16 protein-coding genes, 3 tRNA genes and 1 pseudogene are annotated in these 17,019 nt (G+C 22.8%); 5 read left to right on the forward strand and 15 right to left on the reverse strand.

Translation table 11 applies throughout. From position 1 onward, the window contains the following. Positions 1–22: 22 nt before the first annotated feature. The 6 genes from uppS to rpsB are packed head-to-tail and all read right to left on the reverse strand — an operon-like array spanning position 23 to position 4,960. Complete coding sequence (uppS, locus tag GJT87_RS01145; protein WP_211080589.1) at positions 23–763, reverse strand: polyprenyl diphosphate synthase; 741 nt, start codon at positions 761–763, stop codon at positions 23–25. 13 nt (positions 764–776) lie between these two features. Further along, positions 777–1,997 (reverse strand): 1-deoxy-D-xylulose-5-phosphate reductoisomerase, encoded by a 1,221-nt coding sequence (locus GJT87_RS01150; protein ID WP_168895594.1) that lies wholly within the window; start codon positions 1,995–1,997, stop codon positions 777–779. A 46-nt stretch (positions 1,998–2,043) separates the two neighbouring features. Continuing rightward, positions 2,044–2,604 carry a ribosome-recycling factor gene (locus tag GJT87_RS01155; RefSeq protein ID WP_168895595.1) on the reverse strand — a complete coding sequence of 187 codons (561 nt, stop codon included), beginning with the start codon at positions 2,602–2,604 and terminating at the stop codon, positions 2,044–2,046. 43 nt (positions 2,605–2,647) lie between these two features. Further along, positions 2,648–3,394 carry a UMP kinase gene (gene pyrH, locus GJT87_RS01160; RefSeq protein ID WP_168895596.1) on the reverse strand — a complete coding sequence of 249 codons (747 nt, stop codon included), beginning with the start codon at positions 3,392–3,394 and terminating at the stop codon, positions 2,648–2,650. An 18-nt stretch (positions 3,395–3,412) separates the two neighbouring features. Further along, the gene (tsf, locus tag GJT87_RS01165) at positions 3,413–4,219 is read right to left on the reverse strand and encodes a translation elongation factor Ts (RefSeq protein ID WP_168895597.1); all 807 of its coding nucleotides are present in this window, start codon (positions 4,217–4,219) and stop codon (positions 3,413–3,415) included. A gap of 18 nt (positions 4,220–4,237) precedes the next feature. Then, complete coding sequence (gene rpsB, locus GJT87_RS01170) at positions 4,238–4,960, reverse strand: 30S ribosomal protein S2 (protein ID WP_168895598.1); 723 nt, start codon at positions 4,958–4,960, stop codon at positions 4,238–4,240. A gap of 158 nt (positions 4,961–5,118) precedes the next feature. On the opposite strand from rpsB, the gene map reads away from it, so the two are divergent. Further along, positions 5,119–5,910, forward strand: a complete 792-nt coding sequence (map, locus tag GJT87_RS01175) for a type I methionyl aminopeptidase (RefSeq protein ID WP_168895599.1) — start codon at positions 5,119–5,121, stop codon at positions 5,908–5,910. A gap of 50 nt (positions 5,911–5,960) precedes the next feature. Here the strand turns inward: map and rpoD are convergent. From rpoD to rpsU, 3 genes and pseudogenes are all read right to left on the reverse strand, one after another. After that, a pseudogene (rpoD, locus tag GJT87_RS01180) lies at positions 5,961–7,622 on the reverse strand (RNA polymerase sigma factor RpoD); the annotation flags it as partial. Between the two features lie 179 nt (positions 7,623–7,801). Continuing rightward, positions 7,802–9,547 (reverse strand): DNA primase, encoded by a 1,746-nt coding sequence (gene dnaG, locus GJT87_RS01185; RefSeq protein WP_168895600.1) that lies wholly within the window; start codon positions 9,545–9,547, stop codon positions 7,802–7,804. 67 nt (positions 9,548–9,614) lie between these two features. Beyond that, the gene (gene rpsU / locus GJT87_RS01190) at positions 9,615–9,830 is read right to left on the reverse strand and encodes a 30S ribosomal protein S21 (protein WP_168895601.1); all 216 of its coding nucleotides are present in this window, start codon (positions 9,828–9,830) and stop codon (positions 9,615–9,617) included. A gap of 93 nt (positions 9,831–9,923) precedes the next feature. Here rpsU and tsaD point away from each other — a divergent pair, with 93 nt between their 5' ends. After that, positions 9,924–10,940 (forward strand): tRNA (adenosine(37)-N6)-threonylcarbamoyltransferase complex transferase subunit TsaD, encoded by a 1,017-nt coding sequence (tsaD, locus tag GJT87_RS01195; protein WP_168895602.1) that lies wholly within the window; start codon positions 9,924–9,926, stop codon positions 10,938–10,940. Between the two features lie 24 nt (positions 10,941–10,964). After that, on the forward strand, positions 10,965–11,777 hold the full coding sequence (locus tag GJT87_RS01200) for an undecaprenyl-diphosphate phosphatase (protein WP_168895603.1): 813 nt from the start codon (positions 10,965–10,967) through the stop codon (positions 11,775–11,777). Between the two features lie 4 nt (positions 11,778–11,781). Here GJT87_RS01200 and GJT87_RS01205 read toward each other — a convergent pair whose 3' ends face one another. Continuing rightward, complete coding sequence (locus tag GJT87_RS01205) at positions 11,782–13,014, reverse strand: multifunctional CCA addition/repair protein (RefSeq protein ID WP_168895604.1); 1,233 nt, start codon at positions 13,012–13,014, stop codon at positions 11,782–11,784. Positions 13,015–13,267: 253 nt separating this feature from the next. Between GJT87_RS01205 and ribB the strand changes: the two genes are divergently transcribed. Further along, positions 13,268–13,939 carry a 3,4-dihydroxy-2-butanone-4-phosphate synthase gene (gene ribB / locus GJT87_RS01210; RefSeq protein ID WP_168895605.1) on the forward strand — a complete coding sequence of 224 codons (672 nt, stop codon included), beginning with the start codon at positions 13,268–13,270 and terminating at the stop codon, positions 13,937–13,939. Between the two features lie 21 nt (positions 13,940–13,960). Here the strand turns inward: ribB and GJT87_RS01215 are convergent. The 5 genes from GJT87_RS01215 to trxA form a co-directional block, all read right to left on the reverse strand. After that, a tRNA-Pro gene (locus GJT87_RS01215) sits at positions 13,961–14,034 on the reverse strand. Between the two features lie 33 nt (positions 14,035–14,067). Next, positions 14,068–14,140: transfer RNA gene (locus tag GJT87_RS01220), tRNA-His, on the reverse strand. A 45-nt stretch (positions 14,141–14,185) separates the two neighbouring features. Next, positions 14,186–14,259 (reverse strand) — tRNA-Arg (locus GJT87_RS01225). Positions 14,260–14,414: 155 nt separating this feature from the next. Then, positions 14,415–15,674: a transcription termination factor Rho gene (gene rho / locus GJT87_RS01230; RefSeq protein ID WP_168895606.1), complete on the reverse strand. Its 1,260-nt coding sequence runs from the start codon at positions 15,672–15,674 to the stop codon at positions 14,415–14,417. Positions 15,675–15,885: 211 nt separating this feature from the next. Continuing rightward, positions 15,886–16,212: a thioredoxin gene (gene trxA, locus GJT87_RS01235; protein ID WP_168895607.1), complete on the reverse strand. Its 327-nt coding sequence runs from the start codon at positions 16,210–16,212 to the stop codon at positions 15,886–15,888. Between the two features lie 356 nt (positions 16,213–16,568). On the opposite strand from trxA, the gene dksA reads away from it, so the two are divergent. Then, positions 16,569–17,018 carry an RNA polymerase-binding protein DksA gene (gene dksA, locus GJT87_RS01240; protein WP_168895608.1) on the forward strand — a complete coding sequence of 150 codons (450 nt, stop codon included), beginning with the start codon at positions 16,569–16,571 and terminating at the stop codon, positions 17,016–17,018. Position 17,019 lies beyond the last annotated feature (1 nt).

Raw genomic sequence — 17,019 nt, forward strand, 5'->3', positions numbered from 1 at the left:
ACATAAATACATATAATTAATATTATATAGCTCTATTACCACCAAAACGACGTTGTCTTTGAGAATAATTTTTAAGTGCATGTAAAAAACATTTTTCATTAAAATCAGGCCATAATATATTAGTAAAATATAATTCTGCATAAGCAATTTGCCATATAAGAAAATTACTAATACGTATATTTCCTCCTGTACGTATAACTAAATCTATTGGTGGTACATCATGTAATGCTAAATATTTTGTAAAAGTTTTCTCAGTAATATCTTGTATGGTAATTTTTTTTTTATATACTTGTTTAATAATGTTTTTAATACCATAAATAATATCACTTTTACCACCATAATTTATTGCTAAATTTACTATTAGTACACTATTATGTTTAGTTAATTTTTCTGCTCTTATAATGGATTTTTGTAAATCAGTATCTAATATTGTTTTGTTACCAATAACATTAATTTTAATTTTATATTTAATAAAATTATTAATTTCGTTATTTAAAATATATTGGAATAATTTCATAATACATATTATTTCTGAAGGTGAACGTTTCCAGTTTTCACTGCTAAAAGCATATAATGTTAAAACTTTCAACTTGTATTTTATACATGAATGAATAATTGTTTTTACTACATTAACACCAGCTTTATGCCCTATAATACCTTTTTTGCCTTGTTTCCATGCCCAACGCCTATTCCCATCCATAATAATCGCAATATGTTTAGGACACTTTTTTTTATTTAAAATATTTATTGCTTGCATATTCATATAATTGAAATTATTAATACTTAATGTTCATTTTATATATATTACTATATTTTTTTTTTTTTATGAAATAATGAGTATATTGACGTACATAATTATCTATCCACAATACTTCATAGATATTTTTAGGCTTATTAAAAGATAATTTATCTAAAATAATACTATTTATATGAGCAATATCTATAAATGATATTTTTTTCTTTAAACATAATTCAGTAGTAATATCATTAACTGCATTTAAGATAATAAATGCTGATAATCCTGCATAGCTAGCTTCTATTGCTAATTTTAAACATGGATATTTAATTAGATCTGGTTTTAAAAAAGTTAAGGACTGTATATCATAAAAATTTACTGGTTTATTATCAGCATTAATTTTATATGGCCATTCTAACATACTAGCAATAGTAACTTGTATATTAGGATAATTTAATTTAGCATTAACACTATTATTTTTTAAACGTACCATTGCTGCAATAATAGATTCTGGATTAATAATAATTTCTATTTGTTCTTTTTGTGCATTAAATAGATATTTAGTAGCAATATATTCAAAACCTTGTGATATCATAGTAGACATATTAATCATATTTTTATAATTTAAACAAGATGTTGTTATACAAGATTTAATATCAATATATTTAAATTTTTCTATAGGTAAATATAAAAATAACCCTCCAGAACCAATTAAAATAATACTATTAATATCATTTTTATATAAATTACATATACCTATTTGTTTTTGTATACTATTCGGCATGAGCTCATAAATTGCACTATGACTATTATTAATCGGTAAAATTTTTGCTTTAAATCTATATATGTCTTTAATTAAAAGACTATGTATTATTATTAATAATTCTATACTAGTTAATAAAACTACTTTGCTAGATTTAATTGCCTCTTTTATATATAAAAGTCCAATAAGACTTTTAATAGTAATAATAATTTGATCAACATCATCTAAAGCTGTAATCTCTATTATTTTACGTTTGCCAAATAAAATTTTTGTTTTAATGCCAATATTTTTTAAATTATTATGTAAAATTATAGCATGACTTTTTTTATACATAATAGCATAATCTGGATTAAATAATATACACTGTTTAATCATTAATTCAACATTATGTTTTGCTACTAAAACTTTAATTTTATATAAATTAGGATTAGTTAATATTACAGACAAAATATTACGTCCAAAATATCCAGTAGAACCCAATATAGTTAGGTATTTCATATAATTTATCCTATTTAAAAATTAAATTAAATAACATAAATAATATTTAATATTGTAATATATCTTTTTCTTTTTGTTTTAAATAATTAGATATACATGTTATATAATGTGCTGTATGTTTTTGAATGATATGTTGAAATTTTTTTTCTACATTTTCACTAATTTCTTTATTTTTTAAATATAATTTAATTTTATTATTTGTTTTTCTGCGAATAGTACGTATACAAATACGAAATAATTCAGTTTCTGTTTTAATTCTTTGTAGTAGTTTTATTTTCCGTGTTTCAGTAATAATTGGCATAGTAATATAGATACTTAAATTTATAATTTTCGTATGAACATCTAAGTTTGCAGTTAAAATAGCTTTTTCAATATTTTTAATGGTTTTTTTATCAAATGGGGTTACTTTTAATGTATTAATATTTTGTACTATTATAGTTGCTATATGATGTATAGGTATTGTTTTATTATATATAGTAGTTACCATAACATGTTCTAATAATTTAGGTGAAATTCTATTCATAGACATTATATTAATCTTATTTTTAAAGTTATTAAAACATTGTTGCATACTTTGTTCATTATTTTTTATAATATCATTATACATATTTACATTTTCCAAATTGTGTTTTTCCATATATACAAAAATTTTATATATTTGTAATTAGTGTACCTATTGTATTTCCTTTGCTACTATACCCAGTAATAATTTGTTGTAAAAAATTTATTTTATTAATATTTAGAATATGTATAGGTATATTTGCATCTCGTGATAAAATGATAGAAGTATGATCCATAATGTTTAATTGTCTATATAAAACAAAATTATAATCTATTTTTTTATAAAATTTAGCATTAGGAAATTTAATAGGATCTTGTGAAAATACTCCATTAACTTTAGTAATTTTAAAAATAGCATCAGCTTCTAATTCTATTCCTCTTAAACATGCTGCTGTATCAGTAGTAAATGCAGGACAACCAAGACCGCCAACAAAAATAATAATGTGATTATTTTTAATTAAATGTAATGCTTTAATAATGTTATATTCATCACAAATATTTTTTATAGCTACAGCAGACATAATTACGGTATGAATATTATGCAAATTCATTTGAGAACATAATAATAATCCGTTAATAATAGTTGATAATATACCAATATGGTCTCCTAAGACTGTTTTAATATTATTATGTATTGCAAGTTTTTTGCCTTTAAATATACTACCTCCGCCGATGACAATACCAATTTGCACACCTAATGGTATAATATTTTTAATTACTGTAATAAAATTATTTATTAAATCATTATTAGCATCTAAATAATTATTTTTTTGTAAAAAATCACCACTTATTTTTAATATTATTCTATTATAAATTATTTTTTTTTTAAGATTCATATTTTTATTATTTATCTATTAATCTATTTTAGTGTTTAATCCTAATTCTAAATATAAAAACTTTGTAATCACCATATTATTTTCTTTTAAATAATTTGTAACTAATTTTGTTGTATCTAGTAAAAAAGATTGATTATTTAATGTAATATTATTAATAAACTTATCCATACGCCCATTAATTATTTTATTGAGAATTATTTTTGGTTTATTTAAATCATGGACAAGACTTTTTTGTATTTGATATTCTTTATCTATGATGTTTTGAGGTATTTCATCTTTAGAAATATAACGAGGTTTTAAAACGGCTATATGCATAGCAATTTTTTTCATAATAGATGTATTATCTAAATTAGATTGTAATATTACACCTATACATTTATTATGATGTATATACGATCCAATAAAAACTCCTTGAATGATTTTTAATTGTGCAATAATAATATTCTCTTTGATAATATTAATTAAATATAATAATTTTTCATTGAATACATTACGTATTTTTATAATATTAGTATTTGGATATTTTTTGACATATTGTAAAATATCATTAGCAAAATTATATAAATGTGTATTACGAGCTACAAAATCTGTTTGACAATTAATTTCTAATAAAATACCCAGATCTTTTGTAATTAATCCAGTAATAAAACCTGCAGTAGTTGTTTGATTAATACCATTTAAAATACTTAATTTTAAATTTTTTCTTATATAGTCTACTGCTAATGTAATGTTGCCATTAGTTTGTAATAAAGCTTGTTTACATTCGATAATACCAATTCCTGTAAGAGTACGTAATTTTTGAATTTGTGTAACTGTAATTTTCATTATGTTATTTTCTCAAGATCATATTGCATGCTGTACAATATTATTATTTTTTATTGTTAAATGTGATGTTTTTTGCATGGTTAATATTTTTGTAACATTTAATAAATATAATTTGATCGCTCTTACTGCATCATCATTACCTGGAATAACATAATTAATATTATCTGGATTGGTATTAGTATCAACAATAGCAAATATAGGAATATTTAATTTTTTAGCTTCTTTTATAGCTATTTTTTCATGATTAGCATCAATAATAAAAATAGCATCTGGTAAACCTCCCATATTTTTAATACCACCTAAACTTTTTTCTAATTTTAATAACATTTTATTACGTATTAAAGCTTCTTTTTTTGTTAATTGATTAAATGTACCATTTTTACTCTGTATTTCAAGATCTTTTAATCTTTTAATAGATTGTTTTACTGTTTTCCAATTAGTTAACATTCCTCCTAGCCAACGATGATTAACAAAAAATTGGTTACAACTTTGTGCAGTTTTTTTTATTAAAATAGATGCAGATTTTTTAGTTCCAACAAATAAAATTTTGCCTTTACGTTGGTTAATTTTTTTTAATTCTAATAATGCTTTATTAAAATTAATTAATGTTTTATCTAAATTAATAATATGTATTTTTTTAACATGACTAAAAATAAATTTTTTCATTTTAGGATTCCAATAACGTGTTTGGTGTCCAAAATGAACTCCTACCTTAAACATTTCTTTAATAGTCAAAGACATTGTTATTTTCCTTAAAATAAGTATTTATATATTTATTATTATATAGTAACTTAGTATTCTAATAAATACATATTTACATTTGTAAAATATTGTATATACAGTATTTTTTTATTAAAACATATAAACAAATAATGGGTATTAATACTTAAACAATAACTATGAATATTTCAATTAAAACAACTAAAGAAATAAATAAAATTATACAATCTTGTAAATTAGCAACTGAAGTACTAGAAATGATTGATTTATATATTATACCAGGTATTAGTACAGAACAACTTAATTGCATATGTCATGATTATATAATAAATGTGCAAAAAGCTAAACCTGCAACTTTAGGATATAAAGGATATCCTAAATCAGTATGTATTTCTCGTAATAATGTTGTTTGCCATGGCATACCTAATCAAAAAGAAATTTTATGTAATGGTGATATTATAAATATTGATGTTACAATATTATACAATGGATATTATGGTGATACTTCTAAAATGTTTTATGTTGGTAATAATATTTCATCACAATTACGAAAATTATGTCACGTTACACAAAATAGTTTATATAAAGCAATAAAAATTGTAAAACCAGGATTAAGATTATATTTAATTGGTAAAACAATACAACAATATGTAGAAAATGAAAATTTTTCTGTAGTTCGTAATTATTGTGGTCATGGTATTGGGAAAAATTTTCATGAAGAACCACAAGTATTGCATTATAATGCTTATGATTATGGTATTATTTTACAAGAAGGTATGATTTTTACAATAGAACCTATGGTTAATATAGGCAGTAAAGATGTATATGTAGCAAATGATGGTTGGACGGTAAAAACTCAAGACAAATCTTTTTCTGCACAGTATGAACATACTATACTAGTAACTAAAAATGGTTATAAAATTTTAACATTAAGACAAGAAGAAAAAATATATTTCTCAAATAGAAAATAATATATATTTAAATGATATTGATACCCAAATATTTAAATACATAATTTGTTTTATTCATCTAAAAAACTTTTTAAAATATCGGAACGGCTAGGATGTCTTAATTTCCGTAATGCTTTAGCTTCTATTTGTCGTATTCTTTCTCTTGTAACATCAAATTGTTTACCCACTTCTTCTAATGTATGATCTGTATTCATATCTATACCAAATCTCATTCTTAATACTTTAGCTTCTCGAGGTGTTAAACTAGATAAAATATTATATGTAGCTATACGCAAACTTTCAGAAGTGGCAGATTCTAATGGTAATTTAGACGTATTATCTTCAATAAAATCTCCTAAATGTGAATCTTCATCATCACCAATAGGTGTTTCCATAGAAATTGGTTCTTTAGCAATTTTTAATACTTTTCGAATTTTTTCTTCAGGAATCATTAGATATTCTGATAATTCTTCTGGAGTGGGTTCTCTGCCGATTTCTTGCAAAATTTTTCTTGATATTCGATTTAGTTTATTTATTGTTTCAATCATATGTACTGGTATACGTATAGTTCTAGCTTGATCAGCGATAGATCTTGTAATGGCTTGTCTAATCCACCAAGTAGCATAAGTAGAAAATTTATATCCTCTTTTATATTCAAATTTATCTACAGCTTTCATTAAACCAATATTACCTTCTTGGATTAAGTCTAAAAATTGCAATCCTCTATTTGTATATTTTTTAGCAATAGAAATGACTAGTCTTAAATTTGCTTCGACCATTTCTTTTTTAGCTTTTTGTGCTTTTATTTCACCTATATGTATTTTTTGATAAATATTTTTTATTTGTGCTATAGTTAATTTTGTTTTTTTTTCAATTTTTTTTAATGTTAAAAAAATTTTATATAATTTTTCGTACGTAAAATGATTAAAATGTTGTTGACATAATTTACATGCTTGTAGTTTAGAAAAAATATATTTTTCATTAGATTCATGATTTTTATAAAAAAACAAAAATTGTTTTTTAGTAATATTATAATGTTTAATAAAAAAATTTATAATTTTATTTTCTTGTTTTTTGATATAAAATATTAATTTACGAATATTATTAACTAAAAAATAAAATTCTTTAGAAATTAATCTAAATTGTATAAAAACGTTAATAAGATTATTTTTTTCAATTAATGTTTTTTTATGATAATATCCCTTATTGCATATTAAATTATATGTTTTGTTAAATTGATTACGTAATAATACAAATTTTTTTTTAGCTAATATAGGATCAATATGATGATCATTATTTGTTAATAAACCATGTTCAGATGATGATAAAAATCTATTATTATTTAAATTATCCTGTTGTTGTGTAGCATGTGTAAAACCATAGATAATATCAGAAAGCTTTTTTTCCCCAGACTCTATTAAATCATATTGATGTAATATATGCATGATAGTATTAGGATATTCTGCCATAGCACATTGAATTTGATACATTCCGGCTTCTATTTTTTTTGCAATATCGATTTCATCTGTTCTAGTTAATAATGATACTGTACCCATTTCACGCATATATATACGTACAGGATCTGTTGTTTTTCCTAAATCATTATCATTGTTATTTGATAAAACTTGTTGTGTTATTTCTTCTGGAATATGTTCTTGATTTAAAATAAAATCTTCTTCAAGCGATTCTTGTATTATTTTAATAGTCATGTATTTTATCTTCTTTATAATATTTCAAATTAAATCTTTAATTATTAAATTTTTATTAATGAAATTATTTTGTATATTTATAAAATAAACAAAATTTCATTTTTCAATATAAATATAAAAATATATGTTAATTATGATTCTATGTAATAGTTTTATTAAAAAAAATATTTTATATATACTACATATAAATTTTATTAAAAATATTATTTTTTAGCTAGTCTTTTAGTTAAAAACCATAATTCTTTTTTTTCATCTATATTTAATCCTATAATACGTTCTAGAGATATTAAATAATTTTGTCTATCTTCTAAAATTTGAATTTTCAATTTATATATCAATTGCATAAAAAAACATTTTATTTGTTTATTAGGGATCATATGATTCCATAAGGCAAGTATTTCAAGGTGTTGTTTAAATTTAGTAAATCTATATTTTTCTATAATTTGTATAGTAGTAATATTTTTATTATTACAAAATTGAATTAAATTAATTAAAAATGGCAAACCATGTACTTTAGTAGTAAGATATACATGTATTTTAGGAACTAAACAAGATAATTGTGGATTTTGTATTAACAGACTAATTAGTAAACGTATAGTAGTTTTTTTAAAAAAATTATTATTTTTTTGAATATTATAAATATGATTACTTTGCATATGATTTTGATAAATATCTAATATATTCATTAGGCCAATTTTATTACCTAATTGTTTAACTAAATTTATCTGAAATAAATAATCGGGAATCATTCGGATTAAAGATAATGCTATATAACTTAATTTAGTTTTACCTTCACAAGTATTAATATTAATTTTGGATAATAATATTTGAAAAAAAAAATCTGAAAATAATAAAATGTTATTAATACGTTTTTCAAATAAAATTGTACCTTCTTTCCGTATTAAACTATCTGGATCTTCATTATTAGGTAAAATCATAAAACCAATACTTTTGCCATGTACCATATGGGTTAAACTGTTCTTTAATGACTTCCAATGTGCTTTCATGCCAGCAGCATCACCATCATAACAATAAATAATCATATTTGTTACACAAAACAATTTTTTAATATGTACACTACTAATATGTGCACCTAATACTGCCACAACATATTTAATATTAAATTGAAATAAACTGATAACATCAGTATAACCTTCAACTACTAATATATGTTTTATATGTTTGTTATTTTGTATGGTTTCATACAAACCATATAATTCATGTTTTTTATGGAAAATAATACTATCAGAAGAATTAATATATTTTGGCATGTTATTTTGTTGTATAATACGTCCACCAAAACCTACAATATAACCTTGTAAATTTTTTATAGGAAAAATAATACGATTATGAAAAATATCATAATGTTTTTTAGTTAACGTATGTAAATTTATTATTTTCAATTTATATTGTAAAATCTTTAATAATGTTGTATTTAACAAAATTTTTTGATGTATTGTACTAGACGAATAACCAATAGAAAAATATTGTATAATACTATTATTGTATCCTCTTTGTAAGAGATACTGATAAGCTATTTTGCCTTCRCTGYAAGTATATAAAACATGCTTATAATATTGATGCATATATATTATATATTTATATAACAAATTTTTTTGTATAAAATTTTTATTAGTTGTTATATTTTTCGTACCGCTAATAATAGTAAGATTAAAAAACTCTATAATTAATGTAATACTTTGTATAAATGATAAATTATCATAATGCATAACAAAATCAATAATATTGCCATGAGCACCACAACCAAAACAATGATATAATTTTTTTATTTCATTAACAACAAACGAAGGATTTTTTTCTAAATGAAAAGGACAAAGACCAAAAAAATTTTGTCCTTTTTTATATAATTTAATTTTATTTTTAATAAAAAATACAATATTAGCTTTATCTAATACATAATTTATAAGATCACGGGAAAAATATTTCATAATATGTATTATTTATAATAATATATTGACATTGATAAATTATGATATAAGATCAATTATATTTTTACTAAAATAAACGTGTTCGTTTTAATTTTTCTCTAGAAATTTTTTTCATATGTCTTTTAATAGCAGAAGCTTTAGATCGTTTTCTAATTGTAGTAGGTTTTTCATAAAATTCTCTACGACGTACTTCTGCTAAAATTCCTGCTTTTTCACAAGAACGTTTAAATCTTCTTAAAGCTAAATCAAATGGTTCATTTTCACGTACTTTAATAACTGGCATATAATTTTTACTCATCAAATAATATATAATACTAATTATATATTATGTATATGTTTTTTGTTATATTATATACRTAAAAACTCGAAAAATATTATGTTAATTCTAGGCATAGAAACTTCTTGTGATGATACAGCAATAGCTATATATGATAATTATAACGGTATTTTATGTAATCATATTAAAATACAAAAAATACATAACAAATATGGTGGCATTATACCTGAAATAGCAGCAAGGTATCATTTAAAAAACATTATTACTGTAATTAACAAAGTTTTAAAAAAAACTAATAAAAAATTACAGGATATAGGTGGTATTGCTTATACTTGTGGTCCTGGTTTAATAAATTCTTTAATAGTTGGCGCAACTATTGGTCATGCATTGGCATTTTCTTTAAATATTCCTATTATACCTATTAATCATATGGAAGGACATTTATTATCTATAATGTTATCAAAAAAAAAACCATCATATCCATTTTTAGGATTATTAATTTCAGGTGGACATACTCAATTGATATATGCATATCAATTGAGTAAGTATAAAATTATTGGAACTAATATTGATGATGCTATTGGTGAAGTATATGATAAAGTTTCTAAATTTTTAAAATTACAATATATAGGTGGTAAATATCTTAGTAAGATTGCTAAATTAGGTATCCCATGCCAAATAAAATTTCCAAGACCTATGACAAGTGATAAAAATAATTTTAATTTTAGTTTTTCCGGTATTAAAACCGCAGTAAAAAAATTTATAGATACTAATAACATACATAACACCCAAACGAAAGCTAATATTGCTTATGCTTTTGAAGAAGCGGTCATAGAAACATTATTTATAAAAAGTTTTTATGCACTTAAAAAATATAATATATCTCAACTGGTTATAGCAGGTGGTGTTAGTTCTAATCATACTTTAAGAAAATATTTTTACAACAAATTAGCATTACATAAAATGCAATTATTTATGAGTAAAATCAATTATTGTATAGATAATGCAGCTATGATAGCATATGTTGGTATGCAAAAAATTGCAAAACAAAACCAGTATCAAACTTCTAGTATTATTATTAATCCCAAATTAACTCTTCATGACATTATTAAATAAAAAATATTTATAGGAAAATTATATATGTTAATGCAATATAAGTTTCATAAGATCATTTTTTTAAGTATTATGCAAGGTTTAACAGAATTTTTACCTATATCTTCTACAGCACATATTATTATATTGTCAAAATTATTCCATATATCATGTAATAATTTTTTTAAACTTTTTATTACTGTTATACAATTAGGATCGATTATAGCAACATGTATATTTTACAGAACAAATATTATAGATATTTTTAAAAATACTCTTGAATATAACATTATTTTGAAAAAAAAATTTAATTTAATACATATTATTATTGTCACATCACCAATTGTAATATGTGGCTTATTATTATACAAATATATTAAACATATAACAAATATTAAAAATGTAATTTATGGTTTATTGATAGGCAGTATATTAATATGCATAGCAGAAATTTTTAAACCCAAAAACAATATTATATGTTCTTTTAATAAGATAAATTATCAAAAATTATATATTATTGGTTTAATACAATGTTTATCTTTAATACCAGGTTTTTCTCGATCTGGTTCTGTGTTGTCTATTAATTTAATATTAGGTATAAAACGCACTTTAGCAACTAAATTATGCTTTATTATGGCCATTCCAGTAATTTTAGGAGCAAGTTGTTTAGATTTGTATAAAAATTACGCATTACTTAATATTAATAATATATTACTATTATGTGAAAGTTTATTCCTATCCTTTATTACTAGTTTATTAACTATTAAAATATCTTTATTTTTAATTAATAATATATCATGGTTATATTTTGTTATTTATCGATTAATAATCTTATTAATTATATATATAAATTATATATAATATTTTATTCTTTTTGTAAAAATTTTTTTAATAATTGTAATCTTTGATTATATATAATATTTTTAATATCACAACCTTTGTGTAAAAAAATATTATTTTGTAAAATAATTTTTTGGATATTCATTTGACATAAATATTGATAAATTTTTATAAAGTATTTACCCTGTATATAATTAATATTTTCACATTTTTTACGGCCTCTGGCATCTGATTCGCTAATTAAGGCAATTTGTTGAACTCTTTGGGGTTTACGCCAAGCATCAATTACATTATATATATCTAATATAGTTTTAGGTGAATGTTTATGAATATTATGTAATAAATCATGTGTTTTAACAGCTAAAACAGATAATGTTTTAATATGATTGGGTACTTTTAGACGATTACACAATTTTTTAATGATAGGAACGCCTAATTCATTATGTCCATAATGACTTGGCCATAAATTTTTAGGTGTTACCCCTTTGCCAATATCATGACATAAAGATGCAAAACGTACTGCAATATCTGTTGTTAATTGTGATATAATTTTTAAAGTCAACATAGTATGTATGCCGGTATCTATTTCAGGATGCCATTTTTTTGGTGCTGGTATTCCATATAATATGTCAATTTCAGGAAATAAAATAGATAAAGCACCACATTTACGTAAAACTTGAAAATATACATGCGGATTTAATGTTTTTAATGCATTAGCTGTTTCTTTCCAAATACGTTCAGGAGTTAAATATAATAATTCTCCAGAATTACACATATTTTTCATCATATCTAATGTACTATGATGAATATAGAATTTTAAATGTGCAAATTTAGCTGCAAATCGCGCTACACGTAATATTCTTAAAGGATCATCTTGAAACGATACTGAAATATGTTTCAAAATTTTTTTTTTAATATCACAAATRCCATTAAATGGATCATGAAAATGTCCTAATTCGTCTTGCGCTATAGCATTAATAGTTAAATCTCTACGCAATAAATCTTCTTCCAAAGTAACTTGTTCAGTTTTATAAGAAAAACCTGTATAACCATGACCAATTTTACGTTCTGTACGTGCTAAAGCATATTCTTCATGTGTTTGTGGATGTAAAAATACTGGAAAATCTTTACCAACTAATTTATAACCTAATTTTATCATTTTATTAATATTAGAACCTACAACTAGCCAATCACGATCCGTAACTTTTAAATTTAAAAGTAAATCTCGGACAGCGCCACCTACTAAATATGTTTTCATGATATTCTCCATGAATATTAAAACTTATCATAATAATTATAATATATAATATAACTATTAAGCTCAAATTTTTGAATTTGATAAAAATATAATATATATATAATCATTTTATTATTATTTTTTATTAAAAATTATTTATTTTAAAAATATTCTACAAAATATTTTTTAAGAACTAAAAAAATATACTATAAGTATGCATTAGATATTAATATATTAATTATTATGCATATAAAATATATATTTAATTAATTTTATGACACGAAAAAAAATATTAGATCATTATTTTGGAAATAATTTTATTAGAATGAATAATGCTATCTATAGTTTAAATAATAAACAAGGAATTATAATCATGGATGATCAACATAGAGAAAATGAGAGTGATATTATTTTTGCTGCTGAAACTATTTCCATACCACAAATAGCTTTTACGATTCGTTATAGTAGTGGTATTATTTGTTTATGTATCACAGAAAATTTGCGTAAAAAACTTGAGTTACCTATGATGGTACAAAATAATACTAGTAAATATCAAACAGGTTTTACAGTAACCATTGAAGCTGCGAAAGGAGTTACTACAGGAGTATCTGCTAAAGATAGATATACTACTATTAAAACAGCAACGGCATACAATGCTAAACCCACAGATTTACATCGTCCAGGACATGTCTTTCCTTTAAGGGCCTTATCTGGCGGTGTTTTAACAAGATCTGGACATACAGAAGCTACTATTGATTTATTAAAAATAGCACATAAAAAACCTATGGGTATTTTATGTGAATTAACAAATTTAAATGGTACAATGGCAGATATATATGACACGATAAAATTTGCTAAAAAAAATAATATGGTTGTCTTAACAGTTAATGATATAAAAAAATATATTATAAAACATAATATATCTTTATACAAAAATATACTTTAATAAATAAAATTATATTTTTAATCGGCGAGAGAGGATTTGAACCTCTGACCCACTGGTCCCAAACCAGTTGCGCTACCAAACTGCGCTACTCACCGAATATAATAATCATAGTATTTATAGTCATTTTGGGTGGCTAATGGGATTTGAACCCATGACAACTGGAACCACAATCCAGTGCTCTACCACCTGAGCTATAGCCACCATAATAAACTGTTCTATAACATTTCTATAAACATAAAATTCACTTACACCCGACAGGAATTGAACCTGAGTCCACTGCTTTCGGAAAACAGCACTCTATCCTACTGAGCTACGGGTGCACATAATAAAGTTATATTAACAAAAAATTTATGTCCAAGTCTAGAAATATTTACATATTTTTTGTAAAAAAATACTAGTAAATATTTTACAACATATATATTAATATATATAAAATATATATGTTGTAAAAAACATATTTATTTTTATAAATAAATTATGATCTTTTCATCATATGGAAAAAATCATTATTAGTTTTAGTCATTGATAATTTATTAATTAAAAACTCCATTGCATCTATTTCACTCATTGGATGTATAATTTTTCTTAAAATCCACATTTTTTGTAATTCTTCAGCAGAACTTAATAGTTCTTCTTTTCTGGTTCCAGATCTATTATAATCAATTGCTGGAAATACTCTTTTTTCAGCAATTTTGCGAGATAAATGTAATTCCATATTACCTGTTCCTTTAAATTCCTCATAAATAACATCATCCATTTTAGAACCGGTATCAATTAATGCAGTAGCAATAATCGTTAAACTACCTCCTTCTTCTACATTTCTAGCAGCACCGAAAAAACGTTTTGGTCTATGCAATGCATTTGCATCTACACCACCTGTTAAAACTTTACCTGAAGCAGGAGCCACAGTATTATAAGCACGTGCTAAACGTGTAATAGAATCTAATAAAATAATAACATCAGTTTTATGTTCTACTAATCTTTTAGCCTTTTCAATCACCATTTCTGCTACCTGAACATGTCTCAGAGATGGTTCATCAAAAGTTGATGCAATAACTTCACCTTTGACTAATCTCTGCATTTCTGTTACTTCTTCAGGACGTTCATCAATTAATAATACTATTAATATACAATCAGGATGATTATATGCAATACTTTGTGCTATATTTTGTAATAACATTGTTTTACCTGCTTTAGGAGGGGCTACAATTAATCCTCGTTGTCCTCTACCAATTGGAGAAGCTAAATCTAAAACACGTGATGTTAAATCTTCAGTAGAACCATTACCTCTTTCCATACTTAAACGATTATTAGCATGTAATGGTGTTAAATTTTCAAATAAAATTTTATTTCTTGCATTTTCTGGTCTATCAAAATTAACTGTATTTACTTTTAATAATGCGAAATACCTTTCTCCTTCTTTTGGAGGACGTATTTTCCCTGAAATAGTATCGCCTGTGCGTAAATTAAAACGTCTAATTTGACTAGGAGAAACATATATATCATCTGGACCTGCTAAATAAGAACTATCAGAAGAACGCAAAAACCCAAATCCATCTTGTAATATTTCTAATATTCCATCACCAAAAATATCTTCGCCAATTTTGGAATGTTGTTTTAATATAGTAAAAATAATATCTTGTTTGCGCATTCTAGCTAAATTAGCCAAATCAATACTTTCACCTAATTTTATTAATTCAGATATTGTTTTTTTTTTTAATTCGGTAAGATTCATAATGGTGAGGTCTTAATTTTGAATGATTCTTGAAGGTTGCTTGTAAAATAACATATTTMTTATTTTTATAAAATAATAAATAAAACATATATTAGTATGTATGTTCAAACTTAAATTAATATAAATATAAATTAATGTATCATGATAATATCCTCCTAATTGTAAAACAAGATGTTACTCTATTACTAGTAATACAATATTATATTTTATATTATGTTGTATATTTATTTAAAAAATCTTGTAATTGTTGTTGTTGTATTGCACCAACCATATTATCAATTAATTTACCTTGTTTAAATAAGCAAATCGTTGGTATGCTCCGAATATTATATTTTTTTGCGATTTGTGGATATTTTTCAATATTTAATTTAGCAAACAGAACATTATCATAATGTGGTTGCACTGCTATAAATACAGAAGAAAACATTTTACATGGATTGCACCAGTCTGCCCAAAAATCTACTAAAACAAACATATTAAGATTAATTTTTGTTTTAAAATTTATATTTGTTAAATTAATTATAGCAGTATTATTCATATTAAATAATAATCCTTTAAATAAAAAAATCATGGATATTTAAAATATTTTAAGTATAAGAATACATTTAAATCTTATTAAGAATATGCTTTGCCATTTACAAACAATTTTATATGATTAATAATCATATTACAAGTTAAATCACATATATAATTTTATATAAAATATAATTTATATATTTAAATATAATGACTATCTATAATTTTAATATCATTACTTTATATTGTAATTTTAATAATATAAATAAGTTATGTGAATGTTTAAAAAAACATGTTTTTAAAACTATAGTTCTGTTAAACTAAATCATGCGTTAATATTTTTATTATATCTTATATATGTAATTATGGAATCTTTTTATGAATAAAAAATGTACATTATCATCATTAAATATTTTATCTATTGCTGGCGTACAACCTTACAAATTGCAGCCTCATGAAAAATATATGAATCATAAACAATTATTACATTTTAAACAAATATTACAATCATGGTGTTATAAATTAAAAAGTAACAAAAAATCAACTATTAAATATATAAAAAATAAAACATCTAATTATCCAGATCTTATAGATCGTGCTGTCCAAGAAGAAGAACTAAATTTAACATTACGTAATCAAGAAAGAGAACAAATACTTATTAAGCAAATTGAACATACTTTAAATAAATTAAATACTAATAATTTTGGTTATTGTGATATTTGTGCAGTAGAAATCGGTATAAAAAGATTAGAAGCTAGACCAACAGCTAATTTATGTATTGATTGTAAAACATTATCTGAAATTAGAGAGAAACAAATGATAGAATAAT

This window comes from Enterobacteriaceae endosymbiont of Macroplea mutica (assembly GCF_012571345.1).
GTDB lineage: Bacteria > Pseudomonadota > Gammaproteobacteria > Enterobacterales > Enterobacteriaceae.

Coding starts and splice junctions, on each gene's coding strand:
- rpsU (WP_168895601.1), bottom strand. CDS start 9,830: ATGCCAGTTATTAAAGTACGTGAAAATGAACCATTTGATTTAGCTTTA.
- uppS (WP_211080589.1), bottom strand. CDS start 763: ATGAATATGCAAGCAATAAATATTTTAAATAAAAAAAAGTGTCCTAAA.
- ribB (WP_168895605.1), top strand. CDS start 13,268: ATGACACGAAAAAAAATATTAGATCATTATTTTGGAAATAATTTTATT.
- pyrH (WP_168895596.1), bottom strand. CDS start 3,394: ATGAATCTTAAAAAAAAAATAATTTATAATAGAATAATATTAAAAATA.
- trxA (WP_168895607.1), bottom strand. CDS start 16,212: ATGAATAATACTGCTATAATTAATTTAACAAATATAAATTTTAAAACA.
- rho (WP_168895606.1), bottom strand. CDS start 15,674: ATGAATCTTACCGAATTAAAAAAAAAAACAATATCTGAATTAATAAAA.
- GJT87_RS01200 (WP_168895603.1), top strand. CDS start 10,965: ATGTTAATGCAATATAAGTTTCATAAGATCATTTTTTTAAGTATTATG.
- tsf (WP_168895597.1), bottom strand. CDS start 4,219: ATGAAAATTACAGTTACACAAATTCAAAAATTACGTACTCTTACAGGA.
- GJT87_RS01150 (WP_168895594.1), bottom strand. CDS start 1,997: ATGAAATACCTAACTATATTGGGTTCTACTGGATATTTTGGACGTAAT.
- tsaD (WP_168895602.1), top strand. CDS start 9,924: ATGTTAATTCTAGGCATAGAAACTTCTTGTGATGATACAGCAATAGCT.
- dksA (WP_168895608.1), top strand. CDS start 16,569: ATGAATAAAAAATGTACATTATCATCATTAAATATTTTATCTATTGCT.
- map (WP_168895599.1), top strand. CDS start 5,119: ATGAATATTTCAATTAAAACAACTAAAGAAATAAATAAAATTATACAA.
- rpsB (WP_168895598.1), bottom strand. CDS start 4,960: ATGTCTTTGACTATTAAAGAAATGTTTAAGGTAGGAGTTCATTTTGGA.
- GJT87_RS01155 (WP_168895595.1), bottom strand. CDS start 2,604: ATGTATAATGATATTATAAAAAATAATGAACAAAGTATGCAACAATGT.